Here is a 15,357-nt window from a genome sequence, read left to right on the forward strand (position 1 = left end):
AACTGCACCGGCGTCTCAAAGAAAAAAAGCATGCAATTGTGGACGGAACGCAAATCTGGACAATTTGGGCAGCCATGGACGGGATTCGAAAGGGCGACGGACAGAATGTCCGGACAAGAAAAATGGTCGGGTTTCCCGCTTGCAACGGCGTCGCGAAGGGCAGAAGAATCGAAGGCCAGACGCCCCCTATTCCTGACCATGCTTGTCGGGAAAAGCGGCGCGAGGCCCGTGCAGGTTCACGAGGAGGGACCCGCATTGCAATCCATAAGCTCGTCGTGCGGCATCGTCCCGCGACCCGCCAGTGAAAGCCGGGGCATACAATGACTAAGCAATTGATTCTGTGCAATTGTGCGGGCTCTCAGCAGCTCGACAAGGACGCGCTCGAAGCGGCCACCGGCCTCACCTGCAGCGCGGTGCATTCCGGCCTCTGCACCACCCAGACCGACGCCACGGCACAGGCCATCGCGTCGGGTGACGCCATCCTCTGCTGCCGCCAGGAACAGCGCCTGTTTACCGAGCTCGCCGCCGAAATGGAGATGCCCGCGCCCCCTGTCACCGACCTGCGCGACCGGGCCGGATGGTCCGACGACCCCGCCAGCAAACTACCCAAAATGGCCGCCCTTCTGGCCGAGGCCACCTTGGACGTGCCTTCGGGCAAATCCGTCGACGTCATGTCCGAAGGCCTGTGCCTGATCATCGGCCCCTCCGGCACCGTTCTGCCCGCCGCCGACAAGCTCAAGGACATCCTCGGCGTGACCGCCCTGCTGACCGACGACGCGGACGCGCCCGACCCTGCGGGCCATGACGTCATTCGCGGGCACCTGAAACGCGCCACCGGCGCCCTTGGGGGCTTCTCGGTCCAGATCGACGCTCTTCAACAGGTCGACCCGTCGGGTCGCGGCGCGCTGACATGGACCGCCCCGCGGGACGGTGCGCGCACCGAATGCGACGTCATCCTCGATCTGACCGGAGGCACCCCGCTCTTTCCCGCCCCGCAAAAGCGCGAGGGCTACCTGCGCCCCGATCCCGGCAGCATGACGGCGGTGGCCGACGCGATACTCGAGGCCAGCCAGCTGATCGGCACCTTCGAAAAACCGCTCTACGTCGCGGTCGAGCCGCTGACCTGCGCCCATTCCCGCGCGCAGCAGACCGGCTGCACCAACTGCCTCGACGTCTGCCCCACCGGCGCGATTTCCCCGGCGGGCGAGCACGTCACCGTCGACCCGATGATCTGCGCCGGCTGCGGCGCCTGCTCGGCGCTCTGCCCCTCGGGCGCCATCTCCTACGACGCGCCCTCGCCGGCCACGCTCTTCCGCCGCATCCAGACGCTGGCCTCGACCTTCCGCAAGGCCGGCGGCACCGCCCCGCGCCTGCTGGTCTGCGACGACAGCCACGGCCAGCAGATGATCAGCCTCGCCGCCCGCTATTCGCGCGGCCTGCCCGCCAACGTGATCCCGCTGGAAGTGCCCGCGCTGTCGGGGTTCGGCCATGCCGAGATGCTGGCCGCGCTGGCATCTGGATTCACAGACGTGACGATCCTGCTCTCGCCCACCACCGAACGCGACGCGCTCGACCGCGAGATCCCGCTCGCCCGCGCCATCGCGGGCGAGGCCCGCGTGACGCTCCTCGACGTGGCCGAGCCCGATGCGCTTTGCGAAGCTCTCTACACCGACGCAGCCCGCCCCGATCCGGTGGCCGAGCCGGTCCTGCCCATGGGCAGCCGCCGCCAGGTCGCGCGCCTTGCCGCCAAGGCCCTGCATGGCGACGACACCATCCTGCCCCTGCCCGACGACGCCCCCTATGGCGCCGTTCTGGTCGACACCGACGCCTGCACGCTCTGCCTTTCCTGCGTCTCGCTCTGCCCCTCCGGCGCGCTCGTGGAAAACCCCGACCGCCCCGAGCTGCGCTTTCAGGAAGACGCCTGCCTGCAATGCGGCCTCTGCGCCAACATCTGCCCCGAGGACGCCATCGGCTATGAGCCGCGCCTCAACCTGCGCGACGAGGCGATGGGCCAGGTCGTTCTGAACGAGGAGGAACCGGCCCAGTGCATCGAATGCGGCGTACCCTTCGGCGTGAAATCCACCATCGACCGGATCACCGAGAAACTGGCGGGCAAGCATTCCATGTTCGGCTCCGACTCGGCGGCGCGGCTTATCCAGATGTGCGACGATTGCCGTGTGAAGGCGCAGTTGCACTCAAAGGACAACCCCTTCGCTGGCGGCGAGCGGCCGCAGGTCCGCACCACCGACGACTATTTCTCGAAACGCCGGGATCACTGATGCTCGATCGGCGCCCCGAGGTCGGCCGGCTTCACGCCGGCCACGTAGGCCAGGATCGCCTGCAAGTCGTCTATGGTGATCTCCATGGGCGCAATCGGCGACGGGCGATTGATCGGAAACGGCTCGGTCACGTCCTTGACCTGGGTGAAGGCCGGATGCGGGTTCAGGATATAGAAGGTCTGAAACCGCCGGTCCCAGTCCGCCATCGCCCGCAGCACGGCGAAACTGGGGGTCGAGGCCATGGCATTCATCCGCGTCGCCTCGCTCACCGCGTGGCACCGGGCGCAATGCGCCACCGACAGGTCATGCCCAAGCCCCGCATCCCCGTCGAAACTGACCTCGGCCACTTCCTGCGCGTTCTCCTTCGGCAGGCCGAACGGCGCCGCGCCCCCGACCTCGTAGCTGGTCACCGTGCGCTGGCCGATCTCGGAGGTCAGCCAATCGGCAAAGCTCACCGCGCCTTCATGGCTGGGCGTGTTGATCTGCATCCGCCACTTGGCGTGCGGCCCGTCGAAGACGCGCGGTCCCTCGGCATCGGGCGCCAGCAGGATATCGGCGCCCTCGTCCAGCTCCACGATGTCGACCCTGATCCCGGTTTTCAGGGAAAAACGCGGCACCACATAGTCCAGAATCCCGCTTTCGGTCAGCGCCGGTGGCGCCCCAAGGCGAAAATCCTCCGCCGCGCGGCCTTCTGCGGTGGACATCCCGAGACAGACCACCACAATCACGCCAATAAGGGTTAACATTTGCGCGCGCATGGCCCAAGCCTAGAAAGCACGCGGGCCGCGCGTCAACACTCTTGGAAAAAGGAGAGTAAAATGAGCGACGATTTCAACATGTCCATGCGCAAGTTCCTCAAGCAGGTCGGCGTGACCTCGCAGCAGGCCATCGAGGACGCCATGCGCAACACCGACGGCACCGAGGGCAAGACATTCGAGGCCAAGGTTGTACTCACCGTGGACGGCCTCGATGTCGAACACGTGGTCACCGGCACGATCAAGGGCGGGTGAACGTGACGGCAACAAGGGAAAGCGTGCTCGCCGCGCTGAAAAAAGTAAAAGACCCAGGCACGGGCGACGACATCGTGTCGGCGGGCGTGACCCGTGGCCTGAATGTCGAGGGCGGCACCGTCCGCTTCGTGCTCGAAATCGACCCCGCCAAGTCGAAAGCCTACGAGCCGGTTCTGGCCGAGGCGCAGGAGGCCGTGCGCGGCGTTGCGGGCGTGACCGAGGTCTCCGCCGTGCTGACCGCCCATTCCGCCAAGGCGCCGCCCGACCTCCAGACGAAACGCAAGCCCGCCGAACCGCAGGGCCCGCAACGCGTGCCCGGCGTCGACCACATCATCGCCATCGCCTCCGGCAAGGGCGGCGTCGGCAAGTCGACCGTGTCGGCCAACCTCGCCTGCGCGCTGGCCGCGGAGGGCCGCCGCGTCGGCCTGCTGGATGCCGATGTCTATGGCCCCTCGCAGCCCCGGATGCTGGGCGTCTCGGGCCGGCCCGCCTCGCCCGACGGCAAGACGATCCTGCCGATGCGCAACCATGGCGTCACCATGATGTCGCTGGGCCTGATGACCAACGAGGACCAAGCTGTCGTGTGGCGCGGCCCGATGCTGATGGGAGCGCTGCAACAGATGCTGATGCAGGTGCAATGGGGCGCGCTCGACGTGCTGATCGTCGACCTGCCGCCCGGCACCGGCGACGTGCAAATGACGCTGGCGCAAAAGGCGCGCGTGGACGGTGCCATTATCGTCTCCACGCCGCAGGACGTCGCCCTCCTCGATGCCCGCAAGGGGATCGACATGTTCAACCAGCTCAAGGTGCCGGTGCTCGGCATGATCGAGAACATGTCGACGCATATCTGCTCCAACTGCGGGCACGAGGAACATGTCTTCGGCCATGGCGGCGTCGCGACCGAGGCGCAGAAAATGGGCGTGCCGCTCTTGGCCGAGGTGCCGTTGCATATCGACATCCGCACGGCCTCTGACGGCGGTGCGCCGATCGTGGTGTCCAAGCCCGACGCGCCGCAGTCGCAGGCCTTCCGCGACATCGCGCGCGCGCTGGTGGCACAGGGCGTGGCATGACGCGCGAGCCGGCCTTTCCGCCCCTGATGCAGGGTCACGCCGTGGACGCAGGGATAGACCCGTTCGAGAAGGCTTGCGCCATGGCGGCCCTTGGCTGCGACGCCGGGACCATCGTGCATAACGTGGGCGCCAACCGGCTCGCCGCGGCGCTGATCATGGCGCCCGAGGTGGCGCTGGAACAGGCCATGGCCATGCTGCCCACCTGCGGCGTCGGCTTTCAGAACGCGCTCGGCGCGATCGCCCCGCCCGAGGTGGCGGTGCACCTGGAATGGGCCGGCGGCCTGCGCGTCAACGGGGCCAGCTGCGGCCGCCTGCGCACGATGGCCGGTACGACCGATCCTGCCGCCATGCCGGGCTGGCTGGTGGTGGGGCTGGAATTGCCGCTGATGCTGACCGACGCCACGCCGGGCGACGCCCCCGACCGCACCGCGCTTTACGAGGAAGGCTGCGCCGACGTGGACCCTGTCGCCCTGCTCGAGGGCTGGGCGCGCCACACGCTGGTCTGGATCACCCGTTGGGAAGACGACGGCCCCCGGGCCCTGCACTCCGAATGGCGCGGCCTCGCGCACGGCATCGGCGAGGACATCACCATCGACGGCCAGACCGGCACCTTCATGGGCGTCGACGAAAATTTCGGACTGCTATTGCGGACCGGGGGCGAGACCCGCCTCATTCCGCTCAGCACCGTGCTGGAGGAAGCGTCATGAAACTCGCCCGCGCCATCCACTTTGACGAGAGCGACACCCGCGTTTATCCCTCGCCTGCCCGCACCGGCGAATGGTGCATCTCGGGCGGGTTCGAGTTTTCCAACTGGTCCGAGGCTGACCTCAGCGGCAAGCAACGGCAGGCGTTCTCGAACGGCTGGCTGGGGCTGGAAACCTTCGGTCGCGTGACCTTCGTGGCCGTCACAAAGATCGAAGAGCCCGAACGCGCCACGCTGACCGACGCCCTGGCGCAGCACTTCGTCTCGGTCTACGGCGCGCCCGACATCGACGCCGCCCGCCCGGTGGCCGCCGACGAGATCGCCCAGATGATCGAGATGTGCGACGACCACGACCCCAACACGCTCCTGACCGTCGCGCGTGAGTTGACCGAGGCCGGCGTGCGCGAAACCTACCGCGCCATCGCCGCGCAGGATGCCGGGCTGGAACAGTTCGCCATCCACGGCAGCCTCGACGAGTGATGCGGCCAGGCACCTGGGGTGCACCCGGGGCCACCGTCTCCATCGCGCATCCAACCGAAGAGGACGCAGGGCGACGTCACTACTTTTTCTTGCTGAAAATACTCAATTCCCATCCGGCGGCAGCCTGAGGATCGCGCCGGGATTCAGGATGCCCTTCGGATCCAGCGCCGCCTTGATCGCCCGCATCGCCGCCAGTTTCGCCGGATCGCCATAGCGTTCCAGGTCATCGACCTTCAACCGCCCGATCCCGTGCTCGGCCGACACCGATCCGTCCATCTCGTGCACCAGGTCATGCACCAGCCGCTTGATGGCGTCGCGCTGGCCCGTATAGCCGTCGCGCGTCTCGCCCTTGGGCGGAAACACGTTGTAATGCAGGTTCCCGTCGCCCAGGTGCCCGAAGCAATTGATGCGGAACGGCCCCAGTTCCTTCAGCGCCGCGTTGCCCTGATCGATGAAACCCGGCACCGCGCTCAGCGGCAGGGAAATGTCATGGCTGCTGATCGCGCCGATCCGCCGGTTGGCCTCGGGGATCGTCTCGCGCACCTCCCAGAATTCCTGCCGCTGCGCCTCGGACTGCGCGATCATGCCGTCGCTCACCAACCCGGCCTCAGCCGCCTCAACAAAGAGCGCCTCAAGCGCCTCTGCCGGATCAAGGCCCTTGGCCAGCCCGATATCGATCAACACGAACCACTCGGGTGGCTCGGCGAAAGGCAGACGCATGTCCGGCATGGTCTCTGCCAAAAAATCCAGCCCCGCGCGATGCATCAATTCGAATGCCGACACGCCCTCGCCCATGTGATCGCGCGCCATCGACAGCAGTCGCAGCGCCGCTTCGGGGCCGTCCACCACCATCAGCGCCGTGCCTTCCCCGGCGGGCTTGGGGAAAAGCTTCAGCGCCGCGGCGGTGATCACCCCCAGCGTGCCTTCGGACCCGATCAGCAGGTTGCGCAGGTCATAGCCGGTATTGTCCTTCCTCAGCCGCTTCAGCCCGTGCCAGATCGTGCCGTCCGGCAGCACCGCTTCCAACCCCAGGCAAAGGTCCCGCGCATTGCCGTAGCGCAGCACGTTCACGCCGCCCGCATTGGTGGCCAGATTGCCACCGATCCGCGCACTGCCCTTGGCGGCCAGCGACAAGGGAAACAGCCGGTCCACCGCGTCCGCCTCGGCATGGATGTCCTGCAGGATCGCGCCCGCCTCGACCACCATCACGTTTTCCTCGGGCCAGACCCCGCGCACGGCCCGCATCCGCTCCAGGCTCAGCAGTACTGGGACCGGCCCCTCGGGCGACAACTGCCCGCCCACCAGCCCCGTGCCGCCGCCATATGGCACCACCGGCACACACGCCTCGGCGCAGGCACGCACCAGGGTTGCGACCTCCTCGGTGCTGCCGGGTGCGACCAGCACGCCCGCCTGCCCCTTCCAGCGCCCGCGCGGCTCTTCCAGGTAGGACGGCATCACCTCGCGGAACGCCGCCTCGGGCAACGTGGCGCGCAGCTGCGCGATGAAGTCTTCGGTCACGGGATTGAGTGTCATGCCCGGCTCCTAGGCTGCGGTTCCGTCAGCGTCAATCGAACAGCTTCAGCAGGCCGCGCTCCAGCTCGTCCTCCAGCGCATCCTTCGCCGCATCCTCCAGCGACTGGCCTTCCTGCCGCTCGATACCCAGCTGCTTCTCGACCTCGCGCTCGATCTCGTCCCGCGCCTGCCGCTCCAGTTCCTTCTTCTCTTCCTTAAAGTTCAGGTCGATCGCCGCTTCGAGGTCCGGCGTGATCTTCGGATTGGCCCACGGCCCCCGGATTTTCACCGGAATCGCCAGCCCATCGCGGCTGCCCCCATCCAGCAGGCGCGGCGTGAAGAGGTAATCGATATCCCGCGCCCCCAGCCCCACGCGCCCGTCGCCCGCGGCACTCGCCTGCGGCAGCTTCAGCGTCAGGTCGTCGTTGAACAGGTTGCCTTCGTCCATCGTGAACGTAGCGCTCAACGTATCAAACACCGTCGTGCCCCCGGTGCCGCTGCCCGACCGCATCAGCCGGTCAAGGTCAAAGCCCGAGATCACGCCCCGCCCGGTCTTGAACGCGCCGCCGCCGCTCAGCGAATGCATGATCGCATGCACGCTTTCACCGACGCCGAGGAAATCCACCTCGCCATCCGCTTTCGCCTCGAAACGCGAGACATCCATCGCGTCGCTCAGGAAAGTCTTCAGGTTGATCCCGGTGGCGATCATCTCGCCGCCCACCGACAGGCCGGAACGGTTGTTCATCACGAATTGCCCGGTGATCAGCCCGTCATACGCCCGCACCTCGCGCAGGCCGAAGACCAGTCGCGAACGGTCCAGCGTGGCCAGCGTGCGCACCTTGCCCAGCTTGAAATCGCCCAGGTCGATGCTTTCGGCGACCAGCGCGAACTCTCCGTTCACAGCCCCCAGGCCCGAGGCGTTGATCGGTGACTTGGACCATCCGTCATCCGCCGTGCCACCGCTGCCGCCGTTGCCAGTGGTGCCACTGCCACTTCCGCCCCCGGCGTCGTCGGCGCTCAATCCGGTCAGGTCCAGCGCCCCGGCGTTCAGTTGCACATTCAGGCGCGGCCTGTCCTCGCTCAGGTCCACGTCCGCAGCCCCGGTCAAGCGGTTGCCATCCAGCCCCAGCGCCGTGTTGCGCAGCGACAGCCGGTCGTCCTTGAACGTCAGGTCCGTCTCCAGCGTCGCGGCCCGGCCCAGGCCTTCGGGGATGTCCATCGGTCCCTGACCGATCAGCGCCATGAACTCCGACGTGCTCTCCAGATCCGCGGTCAGCTTGCCCGCCACCTCCGGCGCCGATCCCGCACGCCCGGCAAAGCTGGCCGTGCCCGCCTTGGTCGTAATCTGCGCCTGCACGTCGGACACGCCGCCATCTATGAAATGCCCCACGCGGTCCAGCGTGCCGGATATCTCGACCACCTCGCCGCCGGGGCGCAGTGTCAGGTCGAAATCCGCCGCGCCGTCGTAATCCGGCCACCGCAAATCGAAATCCACGCCCGACTGGCGCACGGTGGTCCCGTCCACTTCATCGACATAAACCAAAGAGGCATTCTCGATCAGCGCCCGGTCCAGTGTAAGCGACAGCCGGTTCGACCGCGCCGGTGCCCCGCCGCCTTCGCTCTGGCCCTGGCCCGACGGCGCCACGCCTTCGACGTTCAGCTCCCAGTTGACCCGGCCATCGCTGGCGCGGCGCAGGTTGATCTGCGGGCCCACCGCCTCCAGCCCCGTGATGCGGATATCGCCGCCGAACAGCGCCTGCGGCTCGACCCCGATCTTCAGGCTTTGGGCTTGAAACATCGGCGTCTCGCCGGCCCAGTCCGCGTTGGCGACCGTCACCGCGCCGGTGCTGACCCCGAGGATCGGCCAGAAACTGATCGTGGTTTCGCCGCTCATCGTCACCTGGCGGCCCGTCATGCGGCTCAGCTGGTCCGCCGCGATGCCCGCGATCCGCTCGCCGGGCAGGAAAAACACCGCCGCGACGACCAGAACCGCCGCCGCCAGCACGATCATGAAAAGGCGAATGAGCCACCGCATCCTGCTCTCCGTTCTTTTCCCTGCAGACTAGGCGCAGGCCTCGCGCCCAACAACAGCTTTTCCGCTTTATCGGTTGGCCTTTGCGGACTATATCGCGCCGGATGAGCACCAACCCACCCGATCTGCGCCCCGACCTCGCGCGCGCACGCGTCACCGAGACGCCCCGAAAGGGCCAGCCGGTGATCGGCATGGTGTCCCTGGGCTGTCCCAAGGCGCTGGTCGACAGCGAACGCATCCTGACGCGCCTGCGGGCCGAGGGCTATGGGATCTCGCCCGACTATTCCGGTGCCGATGCGGTGATCGTGAACACTTGCGGCTTTCTTGACAGCGCCAAGGCCGAAAGCCTCGACGCCATCGGCGAGGCGCTTGCGGAGAACGGCCGCGTCATCGTCACGGGCTGTCTGGGGGCCGAACCCGAATACATCACTGGCACCCATCCCCGCGTCCTCGCGGTGACTGGCCCGCACCAGTATGAGCAGGTGCTCGACGCGGTGCACACCGCCGTGCCGCCCAGCCCCGACCCCTTCATCGACCTTCTGCCCGAGGCGGGGGTCAAGCTGACCCCTCGCCACTACAGTTACCTCAAGATTTCAGAGGGCTGTAACCACAAGTGCAAGTTCTGCATTATCCCCGACATGCGCGGGCGTCTTTCCTCGCGCCCCGGCCACGCCATTCTGCGCGAGGCCGAGAAACTGGTCGGGAACGGCGTGCGCGAACTTCTGGTTATTTCCCAGGATACAAGCGCTTACGGGCTGGACCGCAAGTATGACGTGAACCCGTGGAAGGATGGCGACCTGCGCAGCCACATCGTCGATCTGTCCCGCGCACTCGGAGAGCTCGGCGCGTGGGTCCGGCTGCACTACGTCTATCCCTACCCGCATGTACGCGAGCTCATCCCTCTCATGGCCGACCCGAAAAACGGCGTCCTGCCCTATCTCGACATCCCGTTCCAGCACGCCCACCCGGACGTTCTGAAACGCATGGCCCGCCCCGCCCCCGGGGCCAAAACCCTGGATGAAATCGCCGCCTGGCGCGCGATCTGCCCCGACCTGACGCTGCGATCAACCTTCATCGTCGGCTATCCCGGCGAAACCGAGGCGGAATTCCAGACCCTGCTCGACTGGCTCGACGAGGCACAGCTCGACCGCGTCGGCTGCTTCAAATACGAAAATGTCGAGGGCGCCCGCTCGAACGACCTCCCCGGCCACGTGCCCGAAGAGGTCAAGCAGGACCGCTGGGATCGCTTCATGGAAAAGGCACAGACCATTTCTGTGGATAAACTGGCCGCCAAGGTCAAATCTGTGCAAGAGGTGATCGTCGACGATATCGACGAGGAGGGCATCGCCACCTGCCGCACCAAGGCGGATGCACCGGAAATCGACGGCTGTCTCTTCATCGACGAGCACACCGAGGGCCTGAGCGTCGGCGACATCGTCACCGTCGAGGTGGACGAAGCCGGGGAGTATGACCTGTGGGGTCAGATTAAATGAGCGAGCAGATTGAGCGCTACTTCCCTCAACACAAGCTTACAACTGAAATTGGTCTAGCCGAGTATAACTTTGCAGTTCAGATGCTTGCCTCGGTAGACAGAGCAGTGACGTGGACAACAAGTGTTCTCACAACAATAGCGACTCTTCTAGGGTTCGGATCTTTCAAAATAAGCGAATTGGCAGGCGAAATAACGGACAGTGGCGTCGAAGCCGATGATATAAGAGCTTTTTTCTTAATAGTAATTCTTCTTTTCTCTTGGTTCGCAATCATCCATTTGGCGAACCTTAGAAAGTCACAAACATTTTCTGAGAGAAAAATTATAGTGCTCCGAAGAATGCTTGGCGTGAGCTATGGCACAAACACCTTAGTTCTACCGAACTGGCGCATAGAGGGAGCAGATGATCCTTTCTCGATACATCTAAGACCAGCTCTTTCTTCTTACAGATCGATGCCGGTGCTTTTTATTATTTTGGCATCGCTAGTAAGTATATTCCTGCTTGGACCGTCGGTCATGGACATGACACGAGTGGCGATCAACCTGCTGCACTCGTCTATTAGTTTCCTTTGGGTCACGTTCACGACTTGGATATTAGTATGTCTTTTAACGTATTATCATCAGCTGAATGAAGCTAACGAGAATTGGCGGCTTTGGTTCGCCAAGTTTCTGGCAGCTGTTTCGCGAGTGCCGTTGGTCAAGAATTTTGAGCAGACAATTTATCATATCAAACTGGCAAAGGCGGAAATCGAGCGGCTCAAGACCGATTTATCTACAACGCGGCGGATCGCTATTGCCGTTGAAGATAAAGGCTTCTTTGAACATAGCGGAATAAGCTGGCGAGGTCTGATGAGAGCTTTTTGGCAGTTTCTTTGGCGAGGAAAACGGTCTGGAGGCAGTTCGATTACTCAACAGTTCTGCCGTTCCAACTTTATTACCAGATTGCAGCCAACTATCCGAAGAAAGCTTGTCGAAATGGCATTGGCTAAGTGGATAGAGTCCGTATGGGACAAGAACGAAATATTGGATGCTTATTTAGCCAGCGTTCGCTTTGAAACTGGGGTCTACGGCGTGCATAACGCATACAGGCACTTCTTTAACGACAAAGCGAACGCGATATCCAACTGGGAAGCTTTCATTCTTGTAGAAAGACTCGCGAACACGCGAAGATACTTTCTTGGTCATCGTATCCAAGCCCTTTTGATACAGCTGATTGACGAAAACATCTTATCTTTGGACGATGCGCGATCGGCTTTAGGTTACTATGAAGGGTTTATCGAGCATCATTTTATTCTAAGAGAAGGTGAACTTGAGCCCGACGAGGTTCGATCAAACTTGAGTTCGCGTTTTGCTGGGTAAGGCTTCGGTATTATCCTAGTTCTAACGCCCCCGTGAAATTCTGAAATATTTCAACATTCACAGATATTTACACCAATCCGTGCGCTCACGGGCCTGTCAGTTGATTGTCACATCGGTCCGCCGCAGCTTGGCCGCACCAACGCAACCCACACCTGACAAGGACCCCCGACCATGACTTCCCTGACCACCGATCCCGCCCGCACCCTTCCTGACATTTCCCTCGATACGGCGCTGCTCATCCTGCTCTCCGGCGCCGCCGGCACCGTGGCCTTCGACCTCTTCGGCCAGGCGCTCTCGCCGATCCTCGGCTTTGCCAACCTCGCCCCCGTGGGCCTTGCCCGCAGCCTGCTGGGCTCGCTGGGCCTGCCCAACGCCGCGCCTTACGGCCACCTGATGCATCTCTTCTTCGTGGGCCTCCTGGCCTATCCCATCGGCTGGCTCTTCATCGCGCGCCCGGCGCTGGCCCGCATCCTTCCCGGTCTTCACTGGCTTCCGGCCTCGGCGCTCTACGGCGCGGCGCTCTGGGTTTTCGCCATCGGCGGCATCACCAGCATCGCCGGCCTGCCATTCTTCCTGAACTTCACCGGCATCACCTGGGTGGCGCTGGTGGGCCACGTGATCTACGGCATTGCCGCAGCGTCAACCGCGGCCTATCTCGCGCGGCTTCAAGCCCGCTAACCCTTTGCAAAAAAGCAAACAAAGGCCCGGCCGGGCCTTTGTTTCCATTTTGATTACGATGTTGTCACATAATTTTTGAACGAAAACCCCTGAAACTGAAACATAATCGAGACATCTCAGTGTCATGATCGACACGAAACCGCAGGACACCCACAGGCCAAAGGACCGCGACATGTCCTACCCACGCTATACACGCGCCGAACGGATCGCCGATGGCACCGTCCACGTGCTCGGCGTCTGCAGCGCGCTTGTCGCATTCGCGATCCTGATTACCGCCAATGCCGGGAACCTGCCCGCCGGGCCCATGACTGCGGCCGTCGTCTACGGGCTCGCCATGATCCTGATGCTTTCGGCCTCGGCGGCCTATCATCTGGCGGCCCACACATCCCTGCGCCCGGTTCTGCGCCGGATCGACCATGCCGCCATCTACGTCAAGATCGCGGGCACGATCACGCCGCTTGCCGTACTGCTGAACACGCCCTTTGCCTATACCGTGCTGACGCTGGTGTGGTTTCTGGCGCTGTCGGGTGCGGTGAGGAAACTTCTGGCCGCGCGCGGAAAGATGAGCACGCACTGGCTGCCGCAGGTGGCGCTCGGCTGGCTGGGCCTGATCATCATCGTCCCGCTGTGGCCGTCACTGCCGGCCGACAGCCTGACACTGATCTTCGCGGGCGGCATCATCTATTCCGGCGCCGTCGTCTTCTATTGCTGGGACACGCTGAAATTCAGCAACGCCATCTGGCACGCCTGCGTACTGATCGCCACCGCCTGCTGCTTTCTCGGGATCTCCGGCGCCATGGCAAAGAGCATCGCACCGCTCTAACGCAGCGCCACAGCCGCGACGGCTCAGACCCGCAGTCCCGCCTTCAGTGCGGCGAAAACCTCGCCGTTGCGGCACATGATCGGGGTCGCGTCCACCGGGGCCGTCTGCGCCGCCATCCAGGCCTCGCAGCCATCCGGATCGGAACAGCCCGTGCACCGCAGAACCGCGTCGCACAGCGTTTCGGGATCCAGCTGACCGGCATAGACCTCTTCTTCCAGGTCCAGTCCCAGCGTACCGGCCATGCGGTCCACAAGCTCGGTATGACGTCTGATCGTTTTCGTCTGCGGCATGGCGCCCTCCTGTCGCGTGGGTGCCACCTTCCCTGCCGGCGTCATTGCCGGGTGTCGGGACACCCTTGCCGCCAACACTGACCCAGCCCGCCTGAACGCGCCTTGATCTGCATCAAGACTGTTCGAGCGCCTCCATGTAGGTGCTGACACAGTCCTGCACGTGCCGAAACCTGTCACCGCCCAGGTGCTTTCCGCCGAACCAGCGCGTGACCACGATCACGTGCTCGCGCAGGTCGGCCCGTTCCAGCATCCGCACGATCACCATGCCGGCCCCGGCCTCGCCGTCGTCGGATTTCAGCGCGGTGCCCTCGCCATCCAGCATCGCCCAGGTGTTGTGCGTGGCCTTGGCGAATTTCTTGTCGCGCTTCAGTTCCTTGAGAAACGCGTCCACCGCCGCACGGTCCCGCGCCACGCCGCCCGACACGGCGTATTTCGACCCCCGGTCGGAAATCACGCCGGTCAGTTGCAGCATGACACCCCGTCAGAGTTGCGAGTTCACGCGGCGCACGGTCTCGATCCGCTGCGCGTTGGGCGGGTGCGAGCCCAGGAAACGGTTGCCCGGATCGGGAATGCGGGTGAAATACTCCGCACCGCGCACCGGATTATAGCCCGATTTCTTGGCGATGATCGTGCCCAGCGCATCGGCCTCCAGCTCGAACTCCTTGGAATAGCTGCGCGCGCCCACGGACGCGCCCACATTGGTGGCTGCGTCCACCGCACCCGTGCCGGCACCGGCAATCGTCGCCAGACCCCCCAGCAGAATCGCGCCCGCCGCGGCGCTCTGCTGCTGGCGCGGGATGTGCCGTCGGATATGATGCGACGCCTCATGCGCAAAGATGAAGGCCAGTTCGTCCTCGTTGCGCACATCCGCGATCAGCGACGCCGTAAAGGCCAGGATCGGGCGCCCGCTGCGGTCCAGCGTCTGGAACGCGTTGGGCGGACGACCGGGGCGATCATCCAGCACCACGTTGAAATCGCAGTTCACGTTGCCGCCACGCGCCCGGCATTCGCGCTCGGCCACCGGCTCGACCCGTGCCACAACCTGCCGGAACCGCGACAGTTGCGCCCCCGAGGGCGCTTTTACCGATTGTTGCTGCTGGCCGGTCGGCCGGGGCTGCGGCGCCTCGCCGCCCGTGGTGGTTACCTCGCAACCGGCCAGGAAAACCGCACAAATCAGAACCTTCCAACGCATCTGTCTCACCTGCAATTGCTCTCGTTGCCCTAGTTTTAGCAGGCTTTGCGGCGAGGGCCAGTCCCCCTCGTGCGCACGCGCGATGCAAAGCCGATTGCGCTCGGGCAACCATGCGTTACTGTGGCGCCATGTTTTCGATAGAGCACGAATTCGACTCCACCGTTGTCACCCTCGTCGACGAGGGCAGCGTGCCCCTGCAGGAAGACATCACCATCAACGCGTTCGAGGAATGCGTGACCATCGAACAGCTCGATCCACGCACCGACCGGGTACAGAAAGTGACGCTGTCCATGACCCAGCTGCAGGATCTCGGCGCCGCATTGAACCTGCCCGAAGGGGTCTACAGCCTGTCGCGCGGGAAGAAATAGCCGCGTGATCGCCAGACCGCGGGATGGCGATGCGACGGTTTTTCTGCGCACTTTATCCCAGCCATATCCGCA

General features: G+C 64.2%; 16 protein-coding genes. 10 read left to right on the forward strand and 6 right to left on the reverse strand.

The annotated features are described in order from the left end of the window. Positions 1 to 320 precede the first annotated feature (320 nt). Positions 321 to 2,279 (forward strand): 4Fe-4S binding protein, encoded by a 1,959-nt coding sequence (locus tag FIU89_RS15750; RefSeq protein WP_152493479.1) that lies wholly within the window; start codon positions 321 to 323, stop codon positions 2,277 to 2,279. Here the strand turns inward: FIU89_RS15750 and FIU89_RS15755 are convergent. Then, a complete protein-coding gene (locus FIU89_RS15755; RefSeq protein WP_152493480.1) occupies positions 2,273 to 2,983 on the reverse strand; it encodes a hypothetical protein in 711 nt (236 codons plus the stop codon). The genes FIU89_RS15750 and FIU89_RS15755 overlap by 7 nt on opposite strands. 114 nt (positions 2,984 to 3,097) lie before the next feature. On the opposite strand from FIU89_RS15755, the gene FIU89_RS15760 reads away from it, so the two are divergent. From FIU89_RS15760 to FIU89_RS15775, 4 genes are read left to right on the forward strand one after another with little or no spacing between them, the layout of a single operon-like run. Continuing rightward, positions 3,098 to 3,289 (forward strand): DUF6494 family protein, encoded by a 192-nt coding sequence (locus FIU89_RS15760; protein ID WP_152493481.1) that lies wholly within the window; start codon positions 3,098 to 3,100, stop codon positions 3,287 to 3,289. A 2-nt stretch (positions 3,290 to 3,291) separates the two neighbouring features. Continuing rightward, entirely contained in the window at positions 3,292 to 4,359 is a 1,068-nt protein-coding gene (apbC, locus tag FIU89_RS15765; RefSeq protein WP_152493482.1) for an iron-sulfur cluster carrier protein ApbC, read from the forward strand. Next, positions 4,356 to 5,066, forward strand: coding sequence for a biotin/lipoate--protein ligase family protein (locus FIU89_RS15770; protein WP_152493483.1), 711 nt, complete (start codon positions 4,356 to 4,358; stop codon positions 5,064 to 5,066). Before apbC ends, FIU89_RS15770 begins: the two co-directional genes overlap by 4 nt. Further along, a complete protein-coding gene (locus FIU89_RS15775) occupies positions 5,063 to 5,542 on the forward strand; it encodes a DUF6505 family protein (protein ID WP_152493484.1) in 480 nt (159 codons plus the stop codon). The genes FIU89_RS15770 and FIU89_RS15775 overlap by 4 nt, the downstream gene beginning before the upstream one ends. 102 nt (positions 5,543 to 5,644) lie before the next feature. On the opposite strand, the gene FIU89_RS15780 is transcribed toward FIU89_RS15775, so the two are convergent. Continuing rightward, complete coding sequence (locus FIU89_RS15780; RefSeq protein ID WP_152493485.1) at positions 5,645 to 7,075, reverse strand: FAD-binding oxidoreductase; 1,431 nt, start codon at positions 7,073 to 7,075, stop codon at positions 5,645 to 5,647. A 31-nt stretch (positions 7,076 to 7,106) separates the two neighbouring features. After that, the gene (locus FIU89_RS15785; RefSeq protein ID WP_152493486.1) at positions 7,107 to 9,089 is read right to left on the reverse strand and encodes an AsmA family protein; all 1,983 of its coding nucleotides are present in this window, start codon (positions 9,087 to 9,089) and stop codon (positions 7,107 to 7,109) included. A 101-nt stretch (positions 9,090 to 9,190) separates the two neighbouring features. Between FIU89_RS15785 and rimO the strand changes: the two genes are divergently transcribed. The 4 genes from rimO (at position 9,191) to FIU89_RS15805 (ending at position 13,435) form a co-directional block, all read left to right on the forward strand. After that, on the forward strand, positions 9,191 to 10,579 hold the full coding sequence (gene rimO, locus FIU89_RS15790; RefSeq protein ID WP_152493487.1) for a 30S ribosomal protein S12 methylthiotransferase RimO: 1,389 nt from the start codon (positions 9,191 to 9,193) through the stop codon (positions 10,577 to 10,579). Further along, a complete protein-coding gene (locus tag FIU89_RS15795; protein WP_152493488.1) occupies positions 10,576 to 11,934 on the forward strand; it encodes a biosynthetic peptidoglycan transglycosylase in 1,359 nt (452 codons plus the stop codon). The genes rimO and FIU89_RS15795 overlap by 4 nt, the downstream gene beginning before the upstream one ends. 171 nt (positions 11,935 to 12,105) lie before the next feature. Further along, positions 12,106 to 12,612, forward strand: a complete 507-nt coding sequence (locus FIU89_RS15800) for a hypothetical protein (protein WP_152493489.1) — start codon at positions 12,106 to 12,108, stop codon at positions 12,610 to 12,612. A 124-nt stretch (positions 12,613 to 12,736) separates the two neighbouring features. Next, the gene (locus FIU89_RS15805; RefSeq protein ID WP_152493490.1) at positions 12,737 to 13,435 is read left to right on the forward strand and encodes a hemolysin III family protein; all 699 of its coding nucleotides are present in this window, start codon (positions 12,737 to 12,739) and stop codon (positions 13,433 to 13,435) included. A 23-nt stretch (positions 13,436 to 13,458) separates the two neighbouring features. On the opposite strand, the gene FIU89_RS15810 is transcribed toward FIU89_RS15805, so the two are convergent. From FIU89_RS15810 to FIU89_RS15820, 3 genes are all read right to left on the reverse strand, one after another. Beyond that, positions 13,459 to 13,725, reverse strand: coding sequence for a DUF6455 family protein (locus tag FIU89_RS15810; protein ID WP_152493491.1), 267 nt, complete (start codon positions 13,723 to 13,725; stop codon positions 13,459 to 13,461). Positions 13,726 to 13,837: 112 nt separating this feature from the next. Beyond that, positions 13,838 to 14,197, reverse strand: coding sequence for a YigZ family protein (locus FIU89_RS15815; protein WP_152493492.1), 360 nt, complete (start codon positions 14,195 to 14,197; stop codon positions 13,838 to 13,840). A gap of 9 nt (positions 14,198 to 14,206) precedes the next feature. Then, positions 14,207 to 14,917 (reverse strand): M48 family metalloprotease, encoded by a 711-nt coding sequence (locus FIU89_RS15820; protein WP_152493493.1) that lies wholly within the window; start codon positions 14,915 to 14,917, stop codon positions 14,207 to 14,209. Between the two features lie 128 nt (positions 14,918 to 15,045). Between FIU89_RS15820 and FIU89_RS15825 the strand changes: the two genes are divergently transcribed. Next, on the forward strand, positions 15,046 to 15,285 hold the full coding sequence (locus tag FIU89_RS15825; RefSeq protein WP_152493494.1) for a hypothetical protein: 240 nt from the start codon (positions 15,046 to 15,048) through the stop codon (positions 15,283 to 15,285). Positions 15,286 to 15,357: the final 72 nt, after the last annotated feature.

Source organism: Roseovarius sp. THAF27, assembly GCF_009363655.1.
Lineage (GTDB): Bacteria > Pseudomonadota > Alphaproteobacteria > Rhodobacterales > Rhodobacteraceae > Roseovarius.